General features: G+C 59.9%; 26 protein-coding genes, 1 tRNA gene and 2 riboswitches. Of the genes, 6 read left to right on the top strand and 21 right to left on the bottom strand.

What is annotated here, in order from left to right; all coding sequences use genetic code 11:
* Positions 1-54: 54 nt before the first annotated feature.
* A complete protein-coding gene (locus tag AC2FH2_RS04565) occupies positions 55-513 on the bottom strand; it encodes a DUF302 domain-containing protein (protein WP_496714375.1) in 459 nt (152 codons plus the stop codon).
* A gap of 68 nt (positions 514-581) precedes the next feature.
* On the opposite strand from AC2FH2_RS04565, the gene AC2FH2_RS04560 reads away from it, so the two are divergent.
* The gene (locus AC2FH2_RS04560; RefSeq protein WP_496688612.1) at positions 582-995 is read left to right on the top strand and encodes a DUF1636 family protein; all 414 of its coding nucleotides are present in this window, start codon (positions 582-584) and stop codon (positions 993-995) included.
* Here AC2FH2_RS04560 and AC2FH2_RS04555 read toward each other — a convergent pair.
* The 9 genes from AC2FH2_RS04555 to cbiE all read right to left on the bottom strand — a co-directional run bounded on the left by AC2FH2_RS04555 (position 992) and on the right by cbiE (position 7,841).
* Positions 992-1,486 carry a hypothetical protein gene (locus AC2FH2_RS04555; protein ID WP_281994378.1) on the bottom strand — a complete coding sequence of 165 codons (495 nt, stop codon included), beginning with the start codon at positions 1,484-1,486 and terminating at the stop codon, positions 992-994. The genes AC2FH2_RS04560 and AC2FH2_RS04555 overlap by 4 nt on opposite strands.
* A 66-nt stretch (positions 1,487-1,552) precedes the next feature.
* Positions 1,553-2,251 carry a CbtA family protein gene (locus AC2FH2_RS04550; protein WP_142632874.1) on the bottom strand — a complete coding sequence of 233 codons (699 nt, stop codon included), beginning with the start codon at positions 2,249-2,251 and terminating at the stop codon, positions 1,553-1,555.
* 4 nt (positions 2,252-2,255) lie between these two features.
* A complete protein-coding gene (locus AC2FH2_RS04545) occupies positions 2,256-2,426 on the bottom strand; it encodes a CbtB domain-containing protein (protein WP_142632876.1) in 171 nt (56 codons plus the stop codon).
* 37 nt (positions 2,427-2,463) lie between these two features.
* A riboswitch (cobalamin riboswitch) is annotated at positions 2,464-2,672 on the bottom strand.
* 43 nt (positions 2,673-2,715) lie between these two features.
* Positions 2,716-3,459, bottom strand: coding sequence for a precorrin-6A synthase (deacetylating) (gene cobF, locus AC2FH2_RS04540; protein ID WP_496823007.1), 744 nt, complete (start codon positions 3,457-3,459; stop codon positions 2,716-2,718).
* Positions 3,452-4,180 carry a uroporphyrinogen-III C-methyltransferase gene (gene cobA, locus AC2FH2_RS04535; protein ID WP_496823005.1) on the bottom strand — a complete coding sequence of 243 codons (729 nt, stop codon included), beginning with the start codon at positions 4,178-4,180 and terminating at the stop codon, positions 3,452-3,454. Before cobA ends, cobF begins: the two co-directional genes overlap by 8 nt.
* Entirely contained in the window at positions 4,177-5,499 is a 1,323-nt protein-coding gene (locus tag AC2FH2_RS04530) for a cobyrinic acid a,c-diamide synthase CobB (RefSeq protein ID WP_496823004.1), read from the bottom strand. Before AC2FH2_RS04530 ends, cobA begins: the two co-directional genes overlap by 4 nt.
* Entirely contained in the window at positions 5,486-6,280 is a 795-nt protein-coding gene (gene cobM, locus AC2FH2_RS04525; protein ID WP_496823003.1) for a precorrin-4 C(11)-methyltransferase, read from the bottom strand. The genes AC2FH2_RS04530 and cobM overlap by 14 nt, the downstream gene beginning before the upstream one ends.
* Positions 6,277-6,645: a cobalamin biosynthesis protein gene (locus tag AC2FH2_RS04520; protein WP_496823048.1), complete on the bottom strand. Its 369-nt coding sequence runs from the start codon at positions 6,643-6,645 to the stop codon at positions 6,277-6,279. The genes cobM and AC2FH2_RS04520 overlap by 4 nt, the downstream gene beginning before the upstream one ends.
* Positions 6,642-7,841: a precorrin-6y C5,15-methyltransferase (decarboxylating) subunit CbiE gene (gene cbiE / locus AC2FH2_RS04515; protein ID WP_496823001.1), complete on the bottom strand. Its 1,200-nt coding sequence runs from the start codon at positions 7,839-7,841 to the stop codon at positions 6,642-6,644. Before cbiE ends, AC2FH2_RS04520 begins: the two co-directional genes overlap by 4 nt.
* Between cbiE and AC2FH2_RS04510 the strand changes: the two genes are divergently transcribed.
* The gene (locus AC2FH2_RS04510) at positions 7,840-8,589 is read left to right on the top strand and encodes a cobalt-precorrin-6A reductase (protein WP_496822999.1); all 750 of its coding nucleotides are present in this window, start codon (positions 7,840-7,842) and stop codon (positions 8,587-8,589) included. The two genes, cbiE and AC2FH2_RS04510, sit on opposite strands and share 2 nt — an antisense overlap.
* Here AC2FH2_RS04510 and cobJ read toward each other — a convergent pair.
* The 8 genes from cobJ to AC2FH2_RS04470 form a co-directional block, all read right to left on the bottom strand.
* Positions 8,562-9,314 carry a precorrin-3B C(17)-methyltransferase gene (gene cobJ / locus AC2FH2_RS04505; protein WP_496822997.1) on the bottom strand — a complete coding sequence of 251 codons (753 nt, stop codon included), beginning with the start codon at positions 9,312-9,314 and terminating at the stop codon, positions 8,562-8,564. The two genes, AC2FH2_RS04510 and cobJ, sit on opposite strands and share 28 nt — an antisense overlap.
* Entirely contained in the window at positions 9,311-10,039 is a 729-nt protein-coding gene (locus AC2FH2_RS04500; protein WP_142632892.1) for a precorrin-2 C(20)-methyltransferase, read from the bottom strand. The genes cobJ and AC2FH2_RS04500 overlap by 4 nt, the downstream gene beginning before the upstream one ends.
* Complete coding sequence (locus AC2FH2_RS04495) at positions 10,036-10,665, bottom strand: precorrin-8X methylmutase (protein WP_496822996.1); 630 nt, start codon at positions 10,663-10,665, stop codon at positions 10,036-10,038. The genes AC2FH2_RS04500 and AC2FH2_RS04495 overlap by 4 nt, the downstream gene beginning before the upstream one ends.
* Positions 10,665-11,792 carry a precorrin-3B synthase gene (gene cobG / locus AC2FH2_RS04490; RefSeq protein WP_496822994.1) on the bottom strand — a complete coding sequence of 376 codons (1,128 nt, stop codon included), beginning with the start codon at positions 11,790-11,792 and terminating at the stop codon, positions 10,665-10,667. The genes AC2FH2_RS04495 and cobG overlap by 1 nt, the downstream gene beginning before the upstream one ends.
* A complete protein-coding gene (cobN, locus tag AC2FH2_RS04485; RefSeq protein ID WP_496822992.1) occupies positions 11,789-15,082 on the bottom strand; it encodes a cobaltochelatase subunit CobN in 3,294 nt (1,097 codons plus the stop codon). Before cobN ends, cobG begins: the two co-directional genes overlap by 4 nt.
* A gap of 3 nt (positions 15,083-15,085) precedes the next feature.
* Positions 15,086-16,141 (bottom strand): cobalamin biosynthesis protein CobW, encoded by a 1,056-nt coding sequence (gene cobW / locus AC2FH2_RS04480; RefSeq protein ID WP_142632900.1) that lies wholly within the window; start codon positions 16,139-16,141, stop codon positions 15,086-15,088.
* A 2-nt stretch (positions 16,142-16,143) separates the two neighbouring features.
* Positions 16,144-16,518: a DUF1636 family protein gene (locus tag AC2FH2_RS04475; RefSeq protein ID WP_496688588.1), complete on the bottom strand. Its 375-nt coding sequence runs from the start codon at positions 16,516-16,518 to the stop codon at positions 16,144-16,146.
* A gap of 94 nt (positions 16,519-16,612) precedes the next feature.
* Positions 16,613-16,819, bottom strand: a riboswitch (cobalamin riboswitch).
* A 351-nt stretch (positions 16,820-17,170) separates the two neighbouring features.
* Positions 17,171-17,244, bottom strand: a tRNA-Cys gene (locus tag AC2FH2_RS04470).
* 228 nt (positions 17,245-17,472) lie between these two features.
* Between AC2FH2_RS04470 and AC2FH2_RS04465 the strand changes: the two genes are divergently transcribed.
* The 3 genes from AC2FH2_RS04465 (at position 17,473) to AC2FH2_RS04455 (ending at position 20,432) form a co-directional block, all read left to right on the top strand.
* Positions 17,473-18,126: a protein-L-isoaspartate O-methyltransferase family protein gene (locus tag AC2FH2_RS04465; protein ID WP_496823046.1), complete on the top strand. Its 654-nt coding sequence runs from the start codon at positions 17,473-17,475 to the stop codon at positions 18,124-18,126.
* A gap of 95 nt (positions 18,127-18,221) precedes the next feature.
* Complete coding sequence (locus AC2FH2_RS04460) at positions 18,222-19,640, top strand: TolC family outer membrane protein (protein WP_271947946.1); 1,419 nt, start codon at positions 18,222-18,224, stop codon at positions 19,638-19,640.
* A 75-nt stretch (positions 19,641-19,715) separates the two neighbouring features.
* Positions 19,716-20,432, top strand: coding sequence for a hypothetical protein (locus AC2FH2_RS04455; protein WP_271947944.1), 717 nt, complete (start codon positions 19,716-19,718; stop codon positions 20,430-20,432).
* A gap of 3 nt (positions 20,433-20,435) precedes the next feature.
* On the opposite strand, the gene AC2FH2_RS04450 is transcribed toward AC2FH2_RS04455, so the two are convergent.
* Both AC2FH2_RS04450 and AC2FH2_RS04445 read right to left on the bottom strand, forming a co-directional pair.
* On the bottom strand, positions 20,436-21,893 hold the full coding sequence (locus tag AC2FH2_RS04450) for a cobyric acid synthase (RefSeq protein WP_496822990.1): 1,458 nt from the start codon (positions 21,891-21,893) through the stop codon (positions 20,436-20,438).
* A gap of 204 nt (positions 21,894-22,097) precedes the next feature.
* Entirely contained in the window at positions 22,098-22,418 is a 321-nt protein-coding gene (locus AC2FH2_RS04445) for a DUF6280 family protein (RefSeq protein WP_108785849.1), read from the bottom strand.
* A gap of 218 nt (positions 22,419-22,636) precedes the next feature.
* On the opposite strand from AC2FH2_RS04445, the gene efp reads away from it, so the two are divergent.
* Positions 22,637-23,200, top strand: coding sequence for an elongation factor P (gene efp, locus AC2FH2_RS04440; RefSeq protein WP_142632922.1), 564 nt, complete (start codon positions 22,637-22,639; stop codon positions 23,198-23,200).
* Between the two features lie 63 nt (positions 23,201-23,263).
* Here efp and AC2FH2_RS04435 read toward each other — a convergent pair whose 3' ends face one another.
* The gene (locus AC2FH2_RS04435) at positions 23,264-24,202 is read right to left on the bottom strand and encodes an ABC transporter transmembrane domain-containing protein (protein WP_271947939.1); all 939 of its coding nucleotides are present in this window, start codon (positions 24,200-24,202) and stop codon (positions 23,264-23,266) included.
* Between the last annotated feature and the right edge of the window lie 14 nt (positions 24,203-24,216).

Raw genomic sequence — 24,216 nt, 5'->3', positions numbered from 1 at the left:
CAACGCAGATTGCGGAGGACAGACCCGGACGCAAGGCGCATCACGCCAGTGTGACTATTTGACAGCGGCTTCGGCCACGATCTGAAAGGTGTCATCCAATTCCTGGGCAATGTCCCTCAGGGGGTCTCCTCCCTCATAGATATAGGGCGCGAATACAAAGCTGGGCGTTTTATAGGACAGGGTGGCGGTACCGTCCTCGTTTTCAGTCACGTAAAACCGGATCGGTGCTTCGATCATTGCGCGCACCGAGGTTTCCAGCACGCGCACCGCATAGTCATTGTTGAAGGCGCCGATCACCAGATTGCCTGGGATTGTAATTCCCCGCGCGGCGGCGGCTTTGGTGGGGCCGGCCTGCGTGACCACGATCAGACCGTTTGCCTTAACCGCCGATTTGGTGTCCGAGACCAATTCTTCATAGCTTTTGCCCGTAGGATACACGGCCCATCCCGAGAGCGGTTCGTCGGCCCAGGCGGGCAGGGCCAGCAGGGCGAAGACGGTCCAAAGCAGTTTCATCCAGAGGCCTCCTTTTAAGGTGTCTGCAGGAATCCTGCCAGAAATGTGAGATCGTCGCACTCACAATCTTGTGCGCATTCGGGATTGCGCCGCGCCGCTTAAAGCCGCAGAAACGGGCGCAGGACGAAGGGAAAGGTCTGGATCGGATGCGCCTGATGATCTGCAAAACCTGTGGCACCGCACGTGATCGGGCGGCCGAGGTGCAGGCTGTGCAGGACGCACTGAAAAGGGCCGGATTTACGGATCAGGTCGAAGTGAGCGAACACGCCTGTTTCAGCGGCTGCGCGGAACCCACGGCGCTGGCTATACAGGCGCAGGGGCGCGCATCTTATGTGTTTTCGGGTGTCGATGTGGTGGCGGATGCCGCGGATATCGCTGAAACTTGCCGTACTTACCTGAACAGCCCGCAGGGCTGGATTGAAGACGCCCGACCCTGCGGGCGGCTTCGGATGTGTTTGCGTGCGCGTATTCCGGCGCTTTAGTCGACCTGAACCGTAACCGCAGCACGAACCGGCACGTTATCGACCGAAAGCGGGCTATGGCTGTTGGAATTCAGTGAAACCGAAACCTCGACCTCGCCTTTGGGCAACTGATCAAGATGCATCCAACTGCCGTAAAGCCGGGCGAGCTTTTCTCCGTTGATGTAAACATGCGCGTGCCCTTCGCCTGCCAAGTCTGCGGTCGATGCGTTCTGCGGTGCGAAGGTAAAGTTTTTTGGCATGACATGCAGGTTCCAGCCAGACATAGGATCCTGTGTCAGAGCGATGTCCAGTGTAGGTGCATCTGCGCCTGCCGGTAGGTTCAGGGCCGTGGAATGATCGTGGGCCATGGTCTCAGTGTGTGAGGCTCCGTGAAGAGACGGATCAGAATGGTCGTGGCCATCAAATGTGACGCCATTTGCAGCAGCAATTACAAATCCTGCACCGCCGCCAAAGACCAGACCGATCACGAATAGAGCAAGTGAACGGGTCATTGTATTTCCTTGAAAACATAGAGAAACGCGCCAAGTTTACACCCGGCGCGTTCATTCGAAGTGCGATCAGGCCGTTGCTTCGGAAGGTTGCGCTTCTTTCTGCCAGAAATAGCCAGCGAACGCGCCAACCAGAACCCATGCAACCAGACCGATTCCAAAAGCTCGTGCCGCGAACAATGCGCCAATTTCAGTCGGCACAGGGCCGGTGAAAACATCGGGCTCGGGTGCACCGATAAGATGTGGCACCAACAGAAGTACTGCGGCGATCACATAGCTGATCAGGTTACCTCCAAAGGCGATCAACCACATGGCGACAAGGGCTGCTGCAACCGTTGCGAACCACCAGACCTGACGTGCATAGACATCGGCTGCTGCGACACCCGGCACTTCGGGCGCCAGGGTGAAACCTGGTGCAAGGTGGAAGGCGATAAATCCGGCCAACCCCCAAAGAACGCCGGTCCGGCCATCAATCTGATGCCCTTGACCTTCGGCTACCGACATCAGCGCAACCATCACCAGCGCATAGCCGGTATAGGTCAGCATGGTAAAGATGACACTCAGCGCATCACGCGTCAGTTCAGAGAACATGCGCGGCAGCTCGGGATGAGCCGATACGGTCTCGCCCCCGAAATGCACCAGCTCTCCGGATTCATAAAGCTCGGCATGCAACAATACTGGTTGCACAAATACCAACTGCAGCAAGGCGGCAATCAGCCCCGCTGCAGCACCAGCGAACAACGCGCTGGTCAATATACGACTGAACACGGTCTTAGTGGCAGGGGAAGCCGGTCGCGTGACGCACGTCATGCGCTGCATCATGCAGGGCCGCTGCCTGAACGTGACCGGTCAGCGTGATGAGGCCCAGACCCAGAACCACTGCAAACATGACCGGAACAAAGCCTGTACGCGCGGCGGATGCTGTTTTCGTTTGTGTTGCCATTTTGTATTCTCCTCTGCCGCCGCACCCGACGGCCGGTGTTTCGTTTTTTCGCCTGGCAGGTCTCCTGGCTTGCGGGTCGATGCCTCTGTTCGCCTTCCCCCCGGATAACCGGGAGTGGCTGGTTGAACAGGGGCTCTCCGCTTACAGTCGCGGGGGCGGCTTTGGAGTTGACCACCGAGGCAGTCGCACCAAATTCCCTCTTAGCATCCGGATTTCTCCGGCAGGACCAGACACCCCCATTTAGCCGCTATAGCTGTGGCGGTGCAATCATCATTTGCGACGTATTGTGTCAGATTATGCGCTTTTTCAGCAAATAAATATCCATGATCCAACCATGGTCGGCACGGGCATGGGCGCGGCGGTCCAGAATCTGCTGGGCAACCTCGGCCAAAGGGCCTTTGATCAGGATTTCCTCTTTCATGCCGACATATGCGCCCCACCAAATGTCCAATTCTTCCATGTCCAGGTTTTGGAAGGAACATTCGCCATCCAGCATCACCGCCACGTTTTCTGCGGTTTCCGGCCATCCTTCGTCCCGGATGCGACGACCAGTTGTTACGATATAGGGCGCGCCCAGTTCGTTGATCGGAATCGCATGGGCCGCCGTCAGCGCTTGCAGCGCGGTGATGCCGGGAATCACCCGTGTTTCTGGCTGAGGGGTCAAACGTGCCGCGATTCGCAGCGAACTGTCATACAGCGACGGATCCCCCCAGATCAGCAGCGCCACATGGCGGGCCTTCGGGTGGGCTGCGATGACCTCCTGCCAGCGCAATGCAATCGCATCGTGCCATTCGTCCACTCCGCGTAAATAGCCATCATCGGCACGGCGTTTGGGAATGTCGAAATACGCGATTTGCGGAAGAGTATCCGCGACCTGAGCGATGATCTGCTCGCGCAGCCCTGCCAGATCGGCCTTGTTTTCGCCCTTGCGGGGGATCAGGATCAGGTCCGCCGAACGGATCGCCTGCGCCCCTTGAAATGTCACATGATCCGGGTTGCCGGTGCCAATACCGATCAGCGTCAGGTCAATCATTTTCGAACTCTGCCAGAGGTCCATACAGGATCAGGGCCGGGGCGGTGCCGATCTCGGTTTCCAACTGCTGCGACAAGGCACCGATGGTCGAGCGTTGCAGCTTTTGTTCGGGGCTCGAGACGGATTCGGCCATCAAAGCAGGTGTATCCAGCGAAAGGCCGTGGGAATGTAAGGCCCTGACCAAAAGGGGAAAGGTGCGCTTGCCCATAAACACGACGGTCGTAGCCTGTGGATCAGCCAGTGCTGCCAGGTTCAGATCTTCGGGCAGTTTGCCGCTGACATCGTGGCCGGTGACGAATTGCACGCGCCGCGCGGTCAGTCGCCGGGTCAGAGGAATGCCCGCCGCTGCCGCCGCCGCTACCGCCGAGGGGATGCCGGGGATGATTTCATAGTCGATCCCGGCCTCTTGCAGGGCCACCAGTTCTTCTTCAAGCCGGCCGAACATGCCGCCATCACCGGATTTCAACCGCACAACATGCTGACCGGTTTGTGCATATTCGACCAACAAGCGGCTGACGTGATCCTGCCTGGGCGAGGGGCGCCCGGCGCGTTTGCCGACACCAACCAGATCAGCATCCTCACGCGCGTGGCTCAGGATCGGGCCACTGCTGAGGTCATCAAACAGCACCGCATCGGCTTTCTGCATCCTGTCTACCGCCTTCAGTGTCAGCAATTCCGGGTCGCCGGGGCCTGAACCGATGAAGGACACAAAACCACTCATGCCGAGGCCTCGGCGATCAGATGAAAGAATGTCCCGGTGACATTGTTTCGCACCGATCCGGTTTGCGGGCCTTCCGCGCCTTCGGCGTCGAACACGCGCGCCAGCGGGGCGTCAGGCTGTTCGATGATCGAGGAATAGTGGAACTCATGCCCGCGTAGCGCTGTGCCTTCGGCAAATCCGGCCATTGGGGCCAATAATTCCGCCTTGCGATAACCCAGGTTGAACTTGCGCTTTTCATAGGAGGTCACAAGGCCCAGAAGGCCCGCCATTTCGTGCCGGGCACCCTCTTTGTCGATCAACGCCTGACCCAGCGCCATGTAGCCCCCGCATTCGCCATGCACAGGTCTTGTCTCGGCATGTTTGCGCAGCCCAGTCTGGAAGGTGTTGGCGGCGGCCAATGTGCCTGCGTGCAACTCGGGATACCCACCCGGCAGCCAGACCAGATCGGCATCCGGGGCAGGGGCTTCATTCGCCAGTGGTGAAAACGGTAGGATTTCTGCACCCGCCGTGCGCCAGCCTTCCAGCAAATGCGGATAGGTGAACGAAAACGCAGCATCCCGGGCCAGTGCGATCCGCTGCGCCGGAGGGCGCGGCAGCACGGCTGACGATGGCCTATCTGGGCTTGAGGAAGCCGCCCGCTTGATCGCCTCCAGATCGACATGTTCACGCAGGAACGCAGCATAGCCGACAATGGCGCTTTCCAGATCGGGATGTTCCACCGCCTGGATCAAACCTAAGTGCCGCTCGGGAAGTGTCAGGTCTCCGCGTCGTGGCAGAACGCCCAGAACCGGCAGGCCTGCACGTTCCATACCCAACCGGGTCAGACGCTCGTGGCGCGGGCTGGCGCAGCGGTTCAAAATTACCCCGGCAAAGGGCAGGTCGGGGTTGTACATCCGAAACCCCAGCGCCGTGGCTGCAGCTGATTGCGCCTGACCGCCGACATCCAGAACCAACACCACAGGCCAGCCCATACGCTGCGCGGTTTCCGCGCTAGAACCATGGCCAATCTCACCGGGTTTGGCGACACCGTCGAACAGACCCATCGATCCTTCGGCTACGACGATATCCGCGCCGTCAGCCTGTGCCGATATTGCGTTCAGCAGAGGATCGCCCATCGCCCAGCTGTCCAGATTGAACGAGGCGCGCCCAGCCGCCGCCCGGTGAAAGGCCGGGTCGATATAGTCAGGGCCGCTTTTGAATGGTTGGACGGTCAGGCCATCCTCGGCCAGCGCACGCAGCAGGCCCAGCATCACGGTGGTCTTGCCAGTCCCCGAAGACGGTGCCGAAATCAGAATGCCCGGAGGGTTAGTCATCACCATGGCTCCAGCTTGACCAAGGGCTGTCCGCGCTTTGCGGGCGATACCGGCGGTCGTAATCCTTAGAATACAGGCAGCTTTCGTCAAACCCTTCACCAGCCAGTGCTGGACCCACCATGATCAGCGCCGTGCGTGAGATGCTCTCGTCCAGCGCGTCTTTCAGCGTCGCCAGCGTCGCACGGATGATCCGCTCATCGGGCCAGCTGGCACGGTAGACCACGGCCACCGGGCATTCGGCGCCATAGGCCGGGGTCAGATCGGCGATAACAGTGTCCAGATTGCCGATCGACAGGTGGATGGCCAGCGTCGCCCCGGTACGCGCAAAATTCGCCAACGTCTCGCCCTCGGGCATCGACGATGCGCGTCCCGGTGTCCGGGTCAGGACCACTGATTGCGCAAGTCCGGGCAGGGTCAGTTCCGTGCCCAGTGATGCAGCCGCAGCGGCAAAAGACGGCACGCCGGGGGTCACGCTGACCGGGATGCCCAATTCCTTGAGGCGGCGGATTTGTTCACCCATCGCCGACCAGACCGACAGGTCGCCGGAATGCAGTCGCGCAACATCCAGACCGGCCTGATGTGCGGTCTCGATCTCGGCCATGATTTGATCCAGATCCATCGCCGCCGTGTTCACGATCTTGGCGTCGTCGGGGCAATGGTCCAGAATTTCCTCTGGCACCAGCGAACCCGCATATAGGCAAACCGGGCAAGCGGCGATGATATCGCGCCCCCGTAAGGTCAGCAGGTCGGCGGCACCCGGTCCGGCGCCAATGAAATGAACGGTCATGTCTGTCCTCCGATGGCGATGGCGCAGGTGGCCAGCCGGTCGTCTGAAATCTGTCTGGGTGAGATCAGCCGCGCACCAGTTCCGGCGGCGGCAAGGGCGGATGCTTCGGCGACGCTGCCGGTGCCATAGGTGGCGCGGCTGCGGGTCGAGCAGGTGAGGGTGCGCTGTCCGGCCAGATCGGGGGGGGCAATGAAATGCAAGGGCAGGGCAATGGCCGAGGCAAAATCTGTTAGTGCGGCGTGGCCTTCCTTGTCGGCTACCGTGGCAAGCGCGTCCACAGCGTGACCGGCACTCGCCTGATCATAGGCGGCGCGCAGGCTGTCCACTGTGGCGGCCGAGGAAAATCCGATGCCTGCGACGATCATAACGTGACGCTCCATTGCACCACCGGATAGGCCGATTTCCAACCGCGCCGTGGCCCCAGAGCTGAGGCCTGTGCCAATTCGATCCGCAGCAGCTCACCACCCAGCTTATCCTGCCACTGCGCCAGCAGCGCTTCGCTCTCCAGTGTCACCGCGTTGGCCACCAGCCGCGTGCCGGAGGGCAGGGTTGTATGCAGCCATTGCAACAGCTCACTGCTCAGCCCGCCGCCAATGAACACGACATCGGCTAGGGGCAGGCCGTTCAGCGCATCCGGGGCGGTGCCGTGCACCACCTGCAGCCGGTCCTGACCCAAAGCGTCGGCATTGCGGCGAATACGCTCGGCGCGGTCATCGCGGGGTTCGATCGTTGTGGCGCTGAGCGTTGGATCACACATCAGCCATTCGATGCTGATTGACCCGGTGCCACCGCCAATGTCCCACAGATGCTCGTCCCGCTGCGGGGCCAGCGCCGATAGGGTCAGCGCACGGATAGGGCGCTTGGTTATCTGCCCATCGGTCTCAAAAATCTCATCCGGTTTGCCAGAGGCGCGCGGAAAGGCCTGCCCGCCGCCAGCAACTTCGAGTCCGACGCAGACCGGGTGATCGAACCCACCCAGCAGCGCCTCGGTCAGCGAGACACTGCGCGCCCGTTCGCGCGGGCCACCCAGGGCCTCCATCACATGTAGGTGTGTGTCGGCAAAGCCGGTGTCAGTCAGATAGGTGGCAAGTTCCGTCACGGCCTTACCATCGCGCAACAGCAGAATCGCGCGCAGGCCGGGGGCCAGATGCGGGCGCAGCCGGGTCAGCGGGGCCGCGTGCAGACCAAATGTCTGCGTGCTTTCCAGCGGCCAGCCCAACCGCGCAGCGGCTAGCGAAAACGTCGATTGGCCGGGCAGGGCGGTCCATTCCCCGGCCTCGAAATTCCGCGCGATCACGGATCCGGCGCCGAACCAGAACGGATCGCCCGAGGCCAGAACCACGGTTGATCGCCCGCGAAAACCGGTCAGGATCGGCAGACCATCGGCAAAGGGCACAGGCCATTCCACCTGCTGGGCTCCGAAATCGGGAACCAAGGACAGGTGTCGCGGTGGCCCCATGATGATTTCAGCGCGTTCCAGCACTTGACGGCTTGCGGGGGGCAAGCCATCCAGTCCATCTTCGCCCAAACCCAAAACGGTCAGCCACGGAGCTTCAGACATGTCCAACCTCCTGATATTGGGCGGCACGACCGAGGCCAACGCGCTGGCAAAAGCCATTGCCGACTGGGGTATTCCCGCGACCTACTCCTATGCAGGACGCGTGGACAACCCGCGCCCGCAACCTCTGTCGGTGCGTATTGGCGGGTTCGGTGGGGCCGAAGGGCTGGTGAAATATATCCATGACCACAGCATAAGCCACGTGATCGACGCGACCCATCCTTTTGCCGCCGGGATGAGCCGTAACGCGATTGAGGCCTGCCATGAGGCACAGATTTCGCTGGCCGTGCTGACTCGGCCCGAGTGGACACCGCAGCCCGGCGACATGTGGCAGCGCGTCCCGGATATCGCCGCAGCCGTGGCAGCTTTGTCCGGCGACCCGCAGCGCGTGTTTCTTGCGGTCGGGCGCATGCATCTCGAAGATTTCGTCAGCCAGCCCCAGCACCATTACCTGTTGCGGCTGGTGGATGAACCCGATTTCCTGCCCTTGCCGAATTGCGAGGTTGTCGTGGCGCGCGGACCCTTTGCCGAGGCTGATGACCGGGCGTTGATGCAGCGCCACGGCACGCAGCTGGTGGTATCCAAGAACGCGGGCGGCGCCGGCGCGCGCGCCAAGCTGGACGCCGCGCGGGCTCTGGACATACCGGTGTTGATGATCGACCGTCCAGCCCTGCCGCAGCGGCTGGAACTGTCGAGCGTTCCGCAGGTTCTGGACTGGCTGGCTCATTCCGGGGTGAACCTCGGCGTATAGACGATCGGGTCACCGGCGCGTTCTATCACGCGGGTCAGCGATGAGCCGACGATGACAACGGTCTGCATATCGGCCATATCAGGCGTGGCCTCGACCAAGGTTGAAATCCGGATTGCCTCATCCGCCCGGCTGACAGCGCGGGCGAACAGGATCAGCCGCTCGGGTTCACATTCTTCGCGCAGGATTTCCAGCGTTTTGACAAAGCCTTCGGGGCGGGATTTCGAGCGGGGGTTGTAAAACGCCATCGCGAAATCCGCTTGCGCGGCCAGACGCAGGCGCTTCTCAATCAGAGGCCAAGGTTTGAGGTTGTCACTCAGGTTGATGGTGCAGAAATCATGCCCCAGCGGGGCACCAGCGCGGGCGGAGGCCGCAAGCATCGCAGTGATCCCGGGCAGCACCTCAACCGGTAGGTCGCGCCAGTCACGGGGGCCGTTTTCCAGCGCTTCGAACACCGCTGCTGCCATGGCAAATACGCCCGGATCGCCCGAGGATACGACCACTACACGCTTCCCTTCGGCCGCCATTTGCAACGCATGCTGAGAGCGGTCGATCTCAACCCGGTTGTCGCTGGCATGCAGAGTCAGGCCGGGGCGTTCGGCGATGCGCGCGACGTAAGGAATGTAGCCGACGACATCCGTCGCCTCAGCCAGCGCAGCGGTTACTTCGGGCGTCACCAAAGCCTCGTTTCCTGGCCCGAGTCCTGCGATCTTGACCCAACCGCTCATGGCCGCCGCCCTTGTCCGTGAACGATGATGATCGAGAAATACGGAGTGATCCCCTCGCAATTTTCCGACAATTTGCACACGCGTTGATTGGGCATCTGAGCGTATTCCACGATCCAAGCACGGTCATACAAACCGGCCGTCTTCAGGGCCCGCTTCACTTTGTCGATATTGCGCCCGATCTTCATCACTACCAGCGCGTCGGTTTGGGCCATTCGGTGGGCCAGATCGTCTTCGGGCAATGTGCCGACCAGCACGGTCAATACGTCGTCTCCCCAGGTGATGGGGTCGCCGGTTGCGGTCCACGCGCCGGACATACCGGTGATCGCAGGCACGACTTCAACTTCAGCTTCGCCGCGTAGTCGATTGTAAAGATGCATGAATGATCCGTAGAAGAACGGATCACCCTCGCACAGGACCACCACGTCTTCGCCCTGATCCGACAATGTCTTCAGATGCGCGGCACAATCTTCATAAAACGCCGAGAGCAGCTCATTGTACCGCGGATCACTCAATGGAATTTCTGTGGTCACGGGGTATTCCATCGGGAATTCCACCGCGCCTTCGGGGATCATGCCATTGACGATCTTGCGCGCCTGACCACTGCGACCCGGTTTGCGGAAAAAGGCCACGTGGCGGGCAGTGCGCAGTAGGCGGTCGGCCCGGACGCTCATCAGGTCCGGATCGCCGGGGCCGAGGCCGACACCGTATATCTTGCCCGCGTTCATTCGGCGCGGCTCGCGATGGCGTTGATGGTTGCGACTGTGATGGCACTGCCGCCGAGGCGGCCCTTGACGATGCAGGACGGCACTGGCTGCGCCTCCCACAGAGCGTCTTTAGATTCGACCGCACCGACAAAGCCCACCGGGCAGCCGATGATGGCCGCAGGGCGCGGGCAGTCGGGGTCTTCCAGCATGTTCAGCAGGTGGAACAGGGCGGTGGGCGCATTACCGATGGCCACCACGGCGCCTTGCAGATGCGGGCGCCACAACTCCAGCGCAGCGGCGGACCGGGTGTTGCTCATCTCGGCAGCCAGCAGACGCACACGTTCGTCGTGCAGGGTGCAGATCACCTCGTTATCGGCGGGCAGGCGGAACCGGGTCACACCCTCGCTGACCATGCGGGCGTCGCACAGGATCGGTGCTCCGTCTTCCAACGCGGCACGGGCTGAGCTCACAAAACCGGGTGAGAAATGCACGAACTCTTCCAGCCCCACCATACCTGCCGCGTGGATCATCCGGACGGCGACTTGTTCCTCATCGGCGTCGAACCGTGCCAGATCGGCCTCGGACCGGATGGTGGCAAAGCTTTGTTTGTAGATCGCCGCGCCGTCGGTTTCGTATTCATAGGGCATCAGGAGAAGTCCATGGTCATAAGTGTTTCGGGGCTTAACCCGCGCAGGTTTGGCTGATCTCCCGCGCGGCCTTGTTTGACAAGATCAAATCGACCATCGTGGCCGACCAGGGTGACATCAGCTGGTCCCATGCGCGCGCATCCTTTGGCACAGCCCGAGACATGCAAGTGGCCGGGAATACGCGAGGCAAGCGCGCGGGCGATATCGCGGGTCTCCACCTGCGCCTGCGGGCAGAGCGGGGCGCCGGGGCAGGCGTCAGTGGTCATCAGCGGGTCGGTGCCATCGGTGACGAACGCTGGGGCGGGTATCGCCGCCCCGCCTTCCATCAGGAACAGCCGCCAAGGGGTGACCCGCAGCGCAGAGGCACCGCAGGTCTCAATCAGCCCCGCAAGCCCGCGCGCTGGCAACTGACCGAACGCGGCTCCGTAAAACGCACCCAGTTCCACGATGCCCGGCTCAGGCAGAGCGCCAACATCACCCGGTGCGCTGCCTTGGCATTCTGACGGCAAATCCTGTGTCGCAACCACGCGGGCCATGCGCCGGGCCTCGGGCGTGTGGTGATCCGCGAACCATTCGGCCAGCGCGATCAGGTGGTCGATGGCGATTTTTTCGGTCACGCGACGCCCTGTTTCGGCCCCATCAGCGCGTAGGATCAGCCCCTCGGGGCCTGTCTCCAGCCGGATATCCGCGGAATCCCCGACCAACAGGCGATTTGGTCCGGTGTCGATGGCAAACCCAAACTTGGCTGGTAGCGACGGCAATTCGCCCAACCGGTCGATCAGTTCCTGCGTCAGTCGTGCGGTAAGATCGCCGGATTGGTAGAGCGGTGTCACCAGAATATTGCGCCGCACCTCGATACCCGGTTCCGCATCCAAAAGGTTCAGCGCAGCGAGTTCTTCCAGCAAAGGTTGGTGATCGGCCTCGGCCACACCGCGCAGTTGCAGATTGGCGCGGATGGTCAGGTCAATGGTGCCATTGCCGAACCGGTCGGCAAGTTCGCACAGGCCTAACATCTGCGCTGCCTCAAGGCGCGCCAGCCGCGGCCGAACCCGCACGACCAACCCGTCCCCCGACATCATCGGGCGATGGGCGCCGGGGCACCAGCCCTGAACGATCGGTGCACTCATCCCAACCCCTCCAGATCGGCTCGGATCGAGTTTCGGCGCGTGTTCCACAGGCCAGCCTCGAGCAGAGCACGGAACCGGTCCTGCATGGCCTGATGCGCCTGTGGGTTCTTCTCTTGCAGAAAGGCATCAACCTCGGCGTTACCCAGTGTGGCATCGTGGTAGATGTCAAATAGATGCGGTGCAACGGTTCCCGACAGATGGGCAAAGCTTGCCATATGATCCAGCGTTGCCGCGATCTCGGCGGCGCCGCGGAATCCGTGCCGTTGCATTCCTGCGATCCAGTCAGGATTAGCCGCGCGCGCGTGGACAACGCGGCTGATTTCCTCAGAGAGGGTTCGGGCGCGGGGGGTGTCTGGGTTGGTATTGTCCAGATGGTACAGCTGCGCAGTACCGCCAGTGACTTTCTTGGCGGCGGCAAAACCGGCCTCATGCGTGGCATAGTCATTGGCCAACAGCAGATCGGTTTCGGTCAGGTCCTGAAGGTGAACAAAGCTATCGGCGTGGGCAACGCGTTGGGTAATACCATCGACATCCCGTGCAATTTGCTCGCCCTCAAGCGCAAAGGAACTGGCATCCAGCCAAGCCTGACCGGCCTGTGTGCGCGCTTCGTCCGTATAGATTTCGGATAGCTGCGTCATGTTCAGGCCATAGCTGCCGGGGGCGGGGCCATAGACACGGGCGGCCGGTGCCTGCCCGGCATATGGGTTCCAGTCTGCTGCCTCGTCCCGTTCACACAATGCTCGCACTGCCTGGCCATACAGCGCAGAAAGCGTCGGGAATACATCGCGGAACAGGCCCGAGACACGCAAGGTCACGTCTAGCCGTGGACGGCTGAGATCAGTGATTGGCAGCACCTCGATACCGGAAACCCGCTCCGACCCCTTGTCCCAAACCGGTTTCACACCCAGCAGGTGAAGCGCCATGGCGAATTCTTCACCCGCAGTGCGCATCGTGGCCGAGCCCCAGAGGTCGACAATCAGCCCCTTGGGGTAATCGCCTTCTTCCTGCAGATGCCGCCGCACTAGTTCCTCGGCCAGTTTGACACCTTGGGTATAGGCCGCGCGTGTTGGAACCGAACGCGGATCGGTGGTGTAAAGATTTCGCCCTGTCGGCAGCACGTCCGAGCGCCCGCGATAGGGTGAGCCAGACGGGCCAGCCTCGATCCGTTTCCCGGCCAGTGCGTCCAAAAGTGATTGACGTTCCGCATGCGCCGAAGGCGTGGCATCAAAATTGCCGGTCACTTCGGGGACGCGGCCAAAGACGTGCAAGCCGTCGCCGAACTGGCTTTCTTTGATGTCGCAGACAAATCGGTCGATACGGGTGATCGCTTCGGCGGTACAGGTTGCCTGATTCAGACCCAGATCGCTTTCCAGACCAATGGCCTGCGCCTCATCCCGTATGTCTTCTTGTAGTCGGTCGCGGCGTTTGGGGTCCAGCCCGTCGGCGTTCGAGAATTCGTCCAGCAGGGATTCCAGCCGCACCATACGGTCCGGCGTGTCGCTTGTGCGCATCGGGGGCGGGATATGGCCCAGCGTGACAGCCCCGATCCGGCGTTTGGCCTGTGCGGCCTCGCCGGGGTCATTCACGATAAAGGGGTAGATCACCGGCAGATCGCGGACCAACGCCTCGGGCCAGCAATTTGCCGACAGAGCAACGGATTTACCAGGCAACCACTCCAGCGTGCCATGCGCGCCGATATGGATCAGCGCGTCCGCGCCATGCCCCTTACGCAGCCAGAGATAGAAGGCAACATAGCTGTGGCGCGGGGTGCGCGAAAGATCGTGATAGTCGTCATCGCGCAGCTCGGGCGTGCCGCGTTCCGGTTGCAGCGCGATCAGTGTCTTGCCCCGGTTCAAGGCGGTAAAGTGGAACGCACCATCGGCAAAAACCGGGTCGTCCTCAGGCTTGCCCCAAATGGATTGCAGATCCGTTTGCAACTGTTCCGGCAAGTCTGCCAGCGCGGTCTGATAGGCCGCGAGCGGCCAAGCCAGTCGCGCATCCAAAAGCGTCTCGGCTATCGGTTCGCCGGGTGCTGTATCATAGCCTTCAGCCTGCAGATCGGACAGCATCGCCTCGGCCGAGGCCAACGCATCCAGGCCAACCGCATGGGCCATCTGCCAGTCCTTGCCGGGATAAGTCGACAGCACCAACGCTGGAACCTGATCTGGCTTGGGTTTGTCGCTTAGGCGCAGCCAGCCGTCCACCCGGTCTATGATCGCCTCAACCCGTTCCGGCTCGGGGCGGTGGGCAAAACGGGAATATTCCAGATACGGGTCGCGCTTGCCCGGTTCCTTGAACGAAGCGATGCCCGCCGAAATGCGGCCATCCACCTCGGGCAGGACCACATGCATTGCGAGGTCGGCGGGGGACAGCCCGCGTTCCGCATCGACCCAAGCCTTGCGGCGTGCGGTGGACAAGGCGACCTGAAATACCGGCACATTGGCGGCGTCCAGCGGGGACGTTCCCGAGGCGCCTTTGCCCGAAAAGGAGGTGGCGTTGATGATTGCCGAGGGGGCCAGCGCTACGACCTGTTCGCGCAGCCAGTCAGCGGCGGTAGGGGCTTTGAGCGACGGCGCAAATAGGCCAACAGCCTGAAACCCACGCGCACGCAGACGGTGGATCAGGGCCGCGACCGGGGCAGTGTCTGCCGAGGTCAGATAGGCGCGATAGAAGGTCACGAGGATGCGCTTGGCATCACCGGCGAATGCGATATCCGCCGGGATCACACCGCGATCCGGACACCATACGCCACATTCCGGGATCGTCTTGGCTCCCATCACCGGGCCAGAATAAAGCCCCGCGGCCAGTGCCATTTGCGCCAGCGCAGCCTGCGCTGCGACCTCACCGCCTGTGTCGCAAAGATGCGCCAGCCGCCGCAGGGTTGAAACAGGCAGGGTAGAATAGTCATCCAGGCGCGTATCTTCACGTCCATCCGCCGGCAGGACTGCCACAGCGATGCCTTTGGCGTGGGCCAGTGCCAGAACCTGCTGCAATCCGTAGGACCAGTAGGGCACGCCACCGATCAGGCGGATCAGAATGCCTTTGGCGCCCTCCAGCGTCTGCTCGACATAGGTGTCGACAGAAAGCGGGTGCTTCAGCGCCGTTAGATTGGCCAGCCGCAGGGTCGGCATCCGACCTTCGGGTCCACCCCCACGATGCCAGCCTGCCGCGAAAGCGCCAAGGTCACTGTCGGAAAAGGACAGCACCACCAGATCCGCCGGGCTCTGGCCCAGATCGGTCGGGGTCTCCGTTTCCTCTAACCCGTGGCTTTCGCGGAAGACGACGTGCATGGTTTACTCGGCAGCCTCGGTCACACCCACGAGGATTTCGCGGATTTCAGCCTCTTTGATGTCGTCATGCTCGGCGATGACCACCAGACGCGAGCGACGCTCTTCACCTGGCTCCCACGGGCGGTCGTACTGATGACGCACACGGGCCCCGACTGCCTGCACCAAAAGGCGCATGGGTTTGCCGGTAACAGCGGCATAGCCTTTGACCCGCAGGATGTTCAGTTCATTCGCCAGACGTTCGATATTGGCGACCAGCTGGGCCGGATCGGTCTGTTCCGGCAGCTCGACAATGATGCTTTCGAAATCATCATGCTCGTGATCGTGGTGGCCATCGTGATGGCTGGGACGTGCCTCCATGTCATCTTCGGCAGCGGCCTCAAGCCCCAGCACAACACGTACATCCACAGCGCCTTCGGCCACTTCGACCACGGGCAGCGGGCGCGGAGCCTCTGCCGCGATGATTTCCTTGGCCTTGGCGACCCCCTCGGGGCCAGCAAGATCAGGCTTGGTCAGCAGAATGATGTCGGCGCAGGAGATCTGGTCCTCGAACACCTCGGATAGCGGCGTTTCGTGATCAATCGAGTCATCGGCCAGGCGCTGGGCATCCACCGCAGCGACATTCGGGGCAAAGCGACCGGCGGCCACAGCTTCGGCATCGGCCAGAGCAATTACGCCATCCACGGTGATTTTCGAGCGGATATCCGGCCAGTCGAACGCTTTCAGCAGCGGCTTGGGCAGGGCCAAGCCAGAGGTTTCGATCAGAATGTGATCGGGGCGCGGCTCCAGCGCCATCAGCGCCTCGATGGTCGGGATGAAATCATCTGCCACGGTGCAGCAGATGCATCCATTGGCCAATTCCATGATGTTTTCCGCCGGGCAATCGGGGATCGCGCAGGATTTGAGGATATCGCCATCGACGCCAACATCTCCAAACTCGTTGACCACAATGGCCAGGCGCTTGCCCTGCGGGTTCTGCATCAGATGACGCACTAGCGTGGTCTTTCCCGAGCCCAGAAAGCCAGTGATCACAGTGACGGGCAGTTTTTCGAGATTGCTCATATCTAAGCTCCAATCGGGGGAATGCGGGCCGCACAGTTTTTGCGGAAATGTTCAGGACGTTCGCGCCATTTAACGAGGCCATCTTGGGTCGCGAGATATTTGGTCGCACCTTCAACAATGGTCTCGACATGATCGGTTTCATCGAGATGCTCATAGACAAAGGTCCAACGTTCGGGTCCGCCACGCAGCACAATCGAGCAGCCCTGATCGCAATTTGAAAGGCATTCTACTGCCTTCAAAGTGACGCCATCAGGAAGTTCTGCCTGCTCCAACGCCTTGTGCAACAACGCCCCAGGACGATCTGCATCATTCTCGACGGGCAGGCCGCGGCGGCAGGTCGTGCACACCAGCAGTTCAACAGGTGTGGTCTCGGTCATGTCTCTCATCCCCCCAAATCCTCTTCGCGGGGGACGGGGTTTCATGCGGGCCACGTATTGCGACATGGGCCCGACACCGGATCACCCCGTCCGGTTTCAACTTCGGATGTTGGCAGGTCTCCCGGCTTGCGGATGTCAGAGGCTGGCCTCTGGCAGATGTCCCGCCTTCCCGGCCTGTCTGGCCAGTGGCTTTGGGCACCCTCTCCGGTCACGGTCGCGGGGGCGGCTGCGTTTGACGGATGACCGCTGACGCATTCCCTTTTCATCTGCATGTGCAGACACCAACGGATGGGACATGCGGCACGGGCAGGGGGCTTGTCAAGCGCGGCAGACGCACGGAAATCATCGAGAATGGAAAAGCGACCTGCCAATGCCTGTCAGCGGCATGTTTGGTCAGTCAGATGCAAAATGACGGCAGGCGAGTTTGGGCTTTGCGCCTCGAAGATATCCAGACGAAAGGATTCGCGGGCCCGTTACTTCAAAGGGCATATCGCGTGGATTCGATAGAGCGGTCAAATTTACCGGCCGAGCCAGTGAGTTCACCGCCTTCTGATCAATCCGGTGTCAAGCTTCACTCAGCAGAGCACTGCCGTAGCGAGACGGCATGTCGCAGGCTCGAAAAGCCGAATGCGAAGCAACTGTTTGAAAGTATTGGAGGCGAGTACCGGAATCGAACCGGTGTACACGGATTTGCAATCCGCTGCGTCACCACTCCGCCAACTCGCCTTTTCAAGTAATATCAAATACTTGCCGTGGTGTGACAGGCGTTTTAGCAGCTTTAATCCGGGGCGTCCAGTGGGTTCGGTCTAAATTTGAGGAACTGAAAATTGGATCACCCATTCGGATCACTCTAAAATCTTCACGACAGACGAAAGTTTCCGCTTGCGGGCCGTTGCTGGTTTGCCCGGGATGTGGCACAAACCCATCAACCTTGGGAAATGAATGAGCGATCCAATGACAGATTTCGCAGCCCGCCGCCGCACCATGGTCGATACGCAGGTCCGGCCTTCGGACGTTACCAAGTTCCCGATCATTGATGCCATGCTGTCCGTCAAGCGCGAGAATTTTGTGCCAGACGCGCAACGCGAAGCCGCCTATGTCGAGGGTTTGATAGAACTTGAGGCTGGACGCTACATTCTGGAACCGAGAACACTGGCCAAGATGTTGGATGTGCTGAACATTACCAATGATGAGGTTGTTCTGGATATTGCTCCGGCGCTGGGATATTCGACGGCTGTTGCAGCCCGTATGGCGCAGTTGGTCGTAGCGGTGGAAGCGGATGAAGCGCTAGCTGCCGAAGCGCAAACGCTGCTGATGGAGGCTGACGCGGATAATGTGGTTGTTCACGTGGGGCCGCTGGATGAGGGCGCTGCCGAGCATGGGCCTTATGACGTGGTCATGATCCAGGGCGGTGTAGAAGAGGTTCCGTCTGCATTGATTGACCAGCTTAAGGATCATGGGCGTATCGCCTGCCTGTTCATGGAAGGTGATCTTGGGACCGTCCGTATAGGCCACAAATCAGGCGATCGCGTTACCTGGCGCCAGGCATTCAACGCAAGTGCACCAGTTCTGAAGGCTTTCTCGGCCGAGAGTGCATTTTCGCTATAGTCGGCGGGCAGATATATCTGCTGCCTTGATTAGTTCAACACAAAGACGCAAACTGGCCTGAGGGCTGCGTTATTTTGATTTGAGAGGATTTCGCCATGCGTTTTGCAGCAGGAGGAAAGCTGGTCAGGACTCTGGCAGTGACTGCAGGTATTGCTTTGGGCACGTTGCCTGGACGGGCGGTTTGGGCCGACAACCTGACCGACGCGTTCATCGGAGCATATAATACTAGTGGTTTGCTGGAACAGAACCGGGCGTTGCTGCGGGCTGCGGACGAGGATGTGGCGATCGCGCTATCGGCTTTGCGCCCTATTATCAACTGGACCGTCGCGGTTAGCCAAGACTATACGCGCAGCAGAAACAGTGGTGTTACGAACAGTGTAGATCCTTCGAACTTCTTCTCGGGCCTGACGCTGAGCCAGCTGTTGTATGATGGCGGAGCCTCGATTCTAGGCAAGCAATCAGCGCAGGAAACGGTGCTGTCGACCCGGCAGGCGCTGATCGATATCGAACAGCAGGTCCTGTTCCGCGCGGCGACCGCTTACCTGAGTGTTCTGCTGCAGGAAGAGACCGTATCGATTCGTCAAAACAACGTTGAACTGTCCGCAGAAGAGCTTCGCGCCTCGCAGGATCGTTTCGAAGTTGGGGAAGTTACCCGCACAGACGTCGCATTGTCTCAGGCTCAGCTTGCAAGCTCGCAGGCCGATCTGGCGAATGCGCGCGGCGATCTGAGCACTGCTCAGGCGGAATATGTGAACGCAGTCGGCAAACTGCCGGGCCGTACTGCTGGTCAGCCCAGCCTGCCAAACTTGCCCCGCTCCGAGACCGAGGCTGTCAGCCTGGCCCAACGCAATCACCCGTCCATTCTGTCCGCACAGCACCAAGTGCGGGCTTTTGATCTGGTCGTTCAGCAGCAGCGCGCGGGCCTGGGTCCGAATGTCAGCCTGAACGCTGATGCGGGCGTCACCGAGAGCTATGATGACGACGATTATGTGAATGATGCGAGTATCTCGCTGAACTTCAGCCAGCCGATCTATGCGGGTGGTCGACTCGCGGCAAGCGTGCGCCGCGCAATGGCATCGCGGGACGCGTCGCGTGCCAATCTGCTGAATGTTCAAAAGAACATTACGCAGGGCGTGTCTGATGCCTATGTCCGGTTCCAAACTGCAAGCGCAAGCCTGAGGGCCTCTTCGGAACGTGTACGCGCCTCGGAAGTTGCGTTTGATGGTATCCGCGAAGAGGCAACTTTGGGTGCGCGGACCACTCTGGACGTGCTGGCTGCTCAGCAGGATTTGCTGGACGCGCAGCTTGCCGAAATTGCTTCCAGAACCGAGCGATCTCTGGCGGCTTATCAGTTGCTGCAGGCCCAAGGTTTGCTCACGGCCGAGCGTCTGGGCCTGGCGGTTCAGATTTACGATCCGACCCTTTACTATAATCTGGTGAAGAAAGCCCCCGCGCAGGTCAGCAAGCAGAGCAAAGATCTGGATCGGGTCCTGAAAGCACTGCGTCGGGACTAAACACCCAATACTGCCTGTTGTGAGGTCTGCATTGTTTGGCTACACTCGGACCTGAGGTTAGAGCGGTAGAAAACAATGACAGACAATGTCGTGAACTCCGGGATCGAAGACGTACTGTCATCGGTCAAGCGGCTGGTCAGCGAAGAAGGTCGAAAAGTTCCCGATCTGGTGCGTTCCAAGTCAGAGCGAAAGCCAGGGCGGCTTGTTCTGACTGATGCGCTCAGGGTTGGCGAGCAAACAGGTGTCGAGACGCAGCCTTTCAAGCTGGATGCTGAGTACAGCGCTGAAAAATCGGTGAAACCGATGCTTTTGCGCGCCTGCGATGTTGTTGCGGGTGATGAAGCGGAGTCGGCTACAGAGCATTCACCTGATCCAGTTGCGGAAGAGGGCATAGCCAAAAGTCTAAGTGCCAAAATTGAGGCGCTGGAAGCCGCGATCGCCAGGACCGAAGATCAGTGGGAGCCCGACGGTGACAGCGTAGATGCCTATTCAGGAACGCCAAATCAACCGTTGGAATGGCAACCCCAAGACGAAGCCCCAGATGCAGAGACTGAGACTGTTGAAAAGGCAGTGTTTGTACGGGACCCAGAGGTATCGGCTGCCGCGGATACAACAGGTTCAGAAGCAGATGCTGCCATGTCCCGGCTTGATGACGATGGCTTGCGCTCTTTGATTGCGCAGGTTGTTCGTGAAGAACTGCAGGGCGTACTGGGTGAACGCATTACGCGGAACGTTCGAAAAATGGTTCGCCGCGAAATCTACCGTGCGTTGGCCGAGCAAAAAGCCGAGTAAAAGTCAGCCTTTAATCGGCGTTTCAGCCAGTTCCAGCAAGCGGTCCAGATCCATATGTCTTTCCAGATGGTCGGCCAGACGATCAAGCGTATCTTCGACACCGTCCTCATAGTGCAGGGTGGAAGAGACTCCCAAAAGCTGTAGGTAGTCGGCCCGAAATTGATCGGATGAGAATATACCGTGTAGGTAGCTTCCGCGTATCCGGCCAGTCCGATCAGCTGCGCCTTCTGGGCGGCCCTCGACCTCCAGCCAGGCGCGGGTGCAATCGTTGCCTTCGGTGCGGCCCATATGGATCTCATATCCGGTCAGCGGTTGGTGCCCCGGCAGGGCGCGTGCAGTCCGCAGGGTCACCTTTTTCTCGCCGACCATAACGGTATCCACATCCAACAGCCCCAATCCATCGACTGTACCTGGCCGCCCGTCCACACCATCGGGATCAGCAATGGTGTTACCTAGCATTTGGTAGCCACCGCATAATCCCAACACGTGACCGCCACGTCGCACATGGGCATAAAGGTCGATATCCCAGCCCTGCGCACGAAAATAAGCCAAATCGCCAATGGTTGATTTGCTTCCGGGAAGCAGGACCAGATCGGCGTCGCCGGGCAGCGCGCGGCCAGCGGGCACGATCTCGACCGTGATGCCAGGCTCTGCCGATAGCGGATCAAGATCATCAAAATTGGCCATCCGTTCCAACTGAGGTACTGCAACCTTACAGGAACCGCCACTGTGGGACCGGATATCCATCATATCTTCGGCTGGCAGCTTCCAGGCATCGTCGAACCAAGGCACAACACCGATACAGGCCCAGCCTGTTCGAGCGGCGATGTCATCGCGACCTTCGTCGAATAGGGATACATCGCCCTTAAAGCGATTGATGGCAAAGCCTCGGATCATTGCCAGATCGCCAGCATCCAGCACGGCCTGAGTCCCGACGATCTGAGCAATTACCCCACCTCGGTGAATATCGCCGACAAGTACGACCGGCACACCCGCGGCGCAGGCGAAGCCCATATTGGCAATATCACCCTGACGCAGGTTGGTCTCGGCCGGGCTTCCGGCCCCTTCAACCAACACCAGATCAGCGTCGGTGCAGAGCCGGTCAAAACTCTGGCGCGCGGCTGTCATCAGCTTGGATTTATCCTTGCGGTAATCGCCAGCCTGCATCGTTCCGGCGCGTTTGCCCTGAATGATGATCTGCGCGCCTGTATCTGTTTCAGGCTTCAAAAGGACCGGGTTCATATCCGTATGTGTGGCGCGTCGTGCCGCCAACGCCTGTAGGGCTTGCGCGCGCCCGATCTCGCCACCATTTTCGGTTACTGCGGCGTTATTCGACATGTTCTGCGGTTTGAACGGCGCAACCCGCAGGCCTCGGCGCGTATAGGCGCGTGCCAATCCGGCCACCAGAACCGATTTTCCAACATTGCTGCCTGTGCCCTGAATCATGATGGCGCGAACCATGCCGAGTCTCCTGTAAGCTAACGCGCAGATGACCTGATTTAACGGTGAAGGGAAAGCCCCGGATGACGTGGCATTGTCATCATTTTTCAGTCATCGGGTGAGGGCGCAGTTTCGCACCGGAATTCATATTCGGGGTCTATGCAACAAAAAAACACGCCTCCATCAATAGGAGGCGCGTTTTTTCAAACAGACTCGTGTCTGTGATCAGGCGGCTTCGGCCTGTTGGGCGGCGTTGCGGCGCTCGCTTTCTTCGCGCGAAAGAGCGACCGAAGTACGCACACCGCGACCAACGAAATCCATCAATCCGCTGACAACCCGTTCATTTGGGTCGATACCCGCGCAAGACAGCACTTCGCGCCCATCGCGCGAGCGTGCCCAGCGGGCGATCTGTTCTGGGCCATTGCCATACTTTTTGTCGTCGGCGATAGCATCATCCAGCGCAGCCAAAACGACGGCTGCGAAAAGTTTACGAGCACGGTTGCCTTGCTCATTGTTAAAGGCGGTGCCGTCAACGAAATCTCTCATCTCGTCTTCCTTGTTGTTCTTGCTCTTGCATTTTCGGCGTGACGGTTCTTATGACCTATTAAGTGCGATTCGGATACACCTAATGTGCATAGTTGCGTTGCGTCACGCGCATAGCTTGCTGCGGCTGCAGCACAAGGTGTCGTTGTCTTGTCAGGTGCGGCCACGCCAGATATAGGGTGCGCGACTGACGCATCAACCGTTTGTGAAGGATTTATGTAATGCCCAAGATAAATGGGAACGAAATTCGCCCCGGCAATGTGCTTGAGCATAACGATGGGCTATGGGCCGCTGTCAAAGTTGATCATGTAAAGCCCGGTAAAGGCGGGGCTTTTGCACAGGTCGAACTGCGCAATCTGCGCAATGGTTCCAAACTGAACGAACGTTTCCGCTCAGCTGACAAGGTCGAGCGGGTTCGCCTGGAACAGAAAGACCAGCAGTTTCTATACGAATCCGACGGCATGTTGGTGTTCATGGATTCCGAGACCTATGAGCAGATCGAACTGTCCGCTGATCTGTTGGGTGATCGCCGCCCGTTTCTGCAGGACGGCATGACTATCGTCGTAGAATTTTACGAAAGTGAGGCACTGAACGCCAAACTGCCACAGAAAGTGACGTGCAAGATCGTCGAGACCGAGCCTGTGGTCAAAGGTCAGACCGCTGCGAACTCGTTCAAACCGGCCGTTCTGGACAATGGTGTAAAAGTCATGGTGCCACCGTTTGTGGGCCAAGATGAAATGATCGTGGTGAATACTGAAACCATGGACTATTCGGAACGCGCGTAACTGCACTTCTGCTTTAAGACACCGAGAACCGCGACAGCCCGCGCTGCGCGGTTCTTTCTATTTTTAGTCTTTGACGCGTCGGTATTTTTCTGGGTTCGGGCCAAATAGTTCGAGCATCAGTTCGAATTTGATCCGGTTTGCGCTGACCTGGCGATAATAGGCGATCAGAAAGGCCGTGGGGCCTTGAATACGGCTGAGCCCACTGGTGGCGGCAACAACTGTGCCTACATCGGTTCTGCCCTGAAGGACAAGCCAGCCACCCAGCATCAGAACGCCAACCGTCCCGGCGCCGTTGATCACGCTTAGAAGGAATTTGGCCGAGAGCTTCCAGATGAACATCTTTCGGCGAGTTTCGTAGATTTTGTCGAATTCCGCTTCGATCTCGTGCGCGGCCGCGTCAATCTTTTCTGCTGTCAAACTGTCGGTGGCGCGGCGCAGGATACGAACGCGTTCGGCGACAAAGACGTTCACTTTGCGTTGCGAAACCAGAACGATGATGATCTGCGGCGCGACCATCGAAAAAGCGATCAAACCCAACCCCGGCTGTGTAGACGAGATATAGCCAATCACGCTGATCAGAGTGCCGATTTGGACCACCGGGTCGGAAAAGGCACCGCCTGCGAATTTACCCAGCTCTTCTGCTTCGGCAGAAATGGCGGTAGTCATGGTCCCCTTGCGCATGGTCTCGCCGGTTTCATCCAGATCGGCGGACCGGACCAGCAGCCTTTGCCGGATCAGGCGGATCATATCCTCGCCCAGTGTTCCCGCCCGATAGCCGAGCAGCCATTTCAGCCCCAGGCTCAGCAAGATAACCACCATCATGCCCGCACCAAGCAGGATCATCCGGTCCACAGATACATCGTCCGAGGTCAGGTGGTTGATGATATCGCGCTGAAACTCCAGCGGGACCGCTGCCAGAGCGGCAACCGCAATAGACAGGATGATAAGGATGATCTGCCGGGCGGAACTGGCACGCCAAATTGCTTTATACAGACGAAACATCAACTCACCCGGAT

Source organism: Ruegeria sp. YTSA105, assembly GCF_059610225.1.
This window is presented reverse-complemented; position numbering and strand designations above follow the sequence as displayed.

What these genes read in the sequence shown, in the direction of transcription:
- cobW (WP_142632900.1), bottom strand. Translation starts at nt 16,141, where the DNA reads ATGAGCAATCTCGAAAAACTGCCCGTCACTGTGATCACTGGCTTTCTG.
- AC2FH2_RS04495 (WP_496822996.1), bottom strand. Translation starts at nt 10,665, where the DNA reads ATGCCCTATGAATACGAAACCGACGGCGCGGCGATCTACAAACAAAGC.
- cobF (WP_496823007.1), bottom strand. Translation starts at nt 3,459, where the DNA reads ATGATTGACCTGACGCTGATCGGTATTGGCACCGGCAACCCGGATCAT.
- AC2FH2_RS04565 (WP_496714375.1), bottom strand. Translation starts at nt 513, where the DNA reads ATGAAACTGCTTTGGACCGTCTTCGCCCTGCTGGCCCTGCCCGCCTGG.
- cobA (WP_496823005.1), bottom strand. Translation starts at nt 4,180, where the DNA reads ATGAGTGGTTTTGTGTCCTTCATCGGTTCAGGCCCCGGCGACCCGGAA.
- cobJ (WP_496822997.1), bottom strand. Translation starts at nt 9,314, where the DNA reads ATGAGCGGTTGGGTCAAGATCGCAGGACTCGGGCCAGGAAACGAGGCT.
- AC2FH2_RS04510 (WP_496822999.1), top strand. Translation starts at nt 7,840, where the DNA reads ATGTCCAACCTCCTGATATTGGGCGGCACGACCGAGGCCAACGCGCTG.
- efp (WP_142632922.1), top strand. Translation starts at nt 22,637, where the DNA reads ATGCCCAAGATAAATGGGAACGAAATTCGCCCCGGCAATGTGCTTGAG.
- AC2FH2_RS04530 (WP_496823004.1), bottom strand. Translation starts at nt 5,499, where the DNA reads ATGGTGATGACTAACCCTCCGGGCATTCTGATTTCGGCACCGTCTTCG.
- AC2FH2_RS04555 (WP_281994378.1), bottom strand. Translation starts at nt 1,486, where the DNA reads ATGACCCGTTCACTTGCTCTATTCGTGATCGGTCTGGTCTTTGGCGGC.
- AC2FH2_RS04455 (WP_271947944.1), top strand. Translation starts at nt 19,716, where the DNA reads ATGACAGACAATGTCGTGAACTCCGGGATCGAAGACGTACTGTCATCG.
- cobM (WP_496823003.1), bottom strand. Translation starts at nt 6,280, where the DNA reads ATGACCGTTCATTTCATTGGCGCCGGACCGGGTGCCGCCGACCTGCTG.
- AC2FH2_RS04465 (WP_496823046.1), top strand. Translation starts at nt 17,473, where the DNA reads ATGACAGATTTCGCAGCCCGCCGCCGCACCATGGTCGATACGCAGGTC.
- AC2FH2_RS04475 (WP_496688588.1), bottom strand. Translation starts at nt 16,518, where the DNA reads ATGACCGAGACCACACCTGTTGAACTGCTGGTGTGCACGACCTGCCGC.
- cobG (WP_496822994.1), bottom strand. Translation starts at nt 11,792, where the DNA reads ATGAGTGCACCGATCGTTCAGGGCTGGTGCCCCGGCGCCCATCGCCCG.
- AC2FH2_RS04445 (WP_108785849.1), bottom strand. Translation starts at nt 22,418, where the DNA reads ATGAGAGATTTCGTTGACGGCACCGCCTTTAACAATGAGCAAGGCAAC.
- cobN (WP_496822992.1), bottom strand. Translation starts at nt 15,082, where the DNA reads ATGCACGTCGTCTTCCGCGAAAGCCACGGGTTAGAGGAAACGGAGACC.
- cbiE (WP_496823001.1), bottom strand. Translation starts at nt 7,841, where the DNA reads ATGTCTGAAGCTCCGTGGCTGACCGTTTTGGGTTTGGGCGAAGATGGA.
- AC2FH2_RS04500 (WP_142632892.1), bottom strand. Translation starts at nt 10,039, where the DNA reads ATGAACGCGGGCAAGATATACGGTGTCGGCCTCGGCCCCGGCGATCCG.
- AC2FH2_RS04460 (WP_271947946.1), top strand. Translation starts at nt 18,222, where the DNA reads ATGCGTTTTGCAGCAGGAGGAAAGCTGGTCAGGACTCTGGCAGTGACT.
- AC2FH2_RS04450 (WP_496822990.1), bottom strand. Translation starts at nt 21,893, where the DNA reads ATGGTTCGCGCCATCATGATTCAGGGCACAGGCAGCAATGTTGGAAAA.
- AC2FH2_RS04520 (WP_496823048.1), bottom strand. Translation starts at nt 6,645, where the DNA reads ATGATCGTCGCAGGCATCGGATTTTCCTCGGCCGCCACAGTGGACAGC.
- AC2FH2_RS04435 (WP_271947939.1), bottom strand. Translation starts at nt 24,202, where the DNA reads ATGTTTCGTCTGTATAAAGCAATTTGGCGTGCCAGTTCCGCCCGGCAG.
- AC2FH2_RS04545 (WP_142632876.1), bottom strand. Translation starts at nt 2,426, where the DNA reads ATGGCAACACAAACGAAAACAGCATCCGCCGCGCGTACAGGCTTTGTT.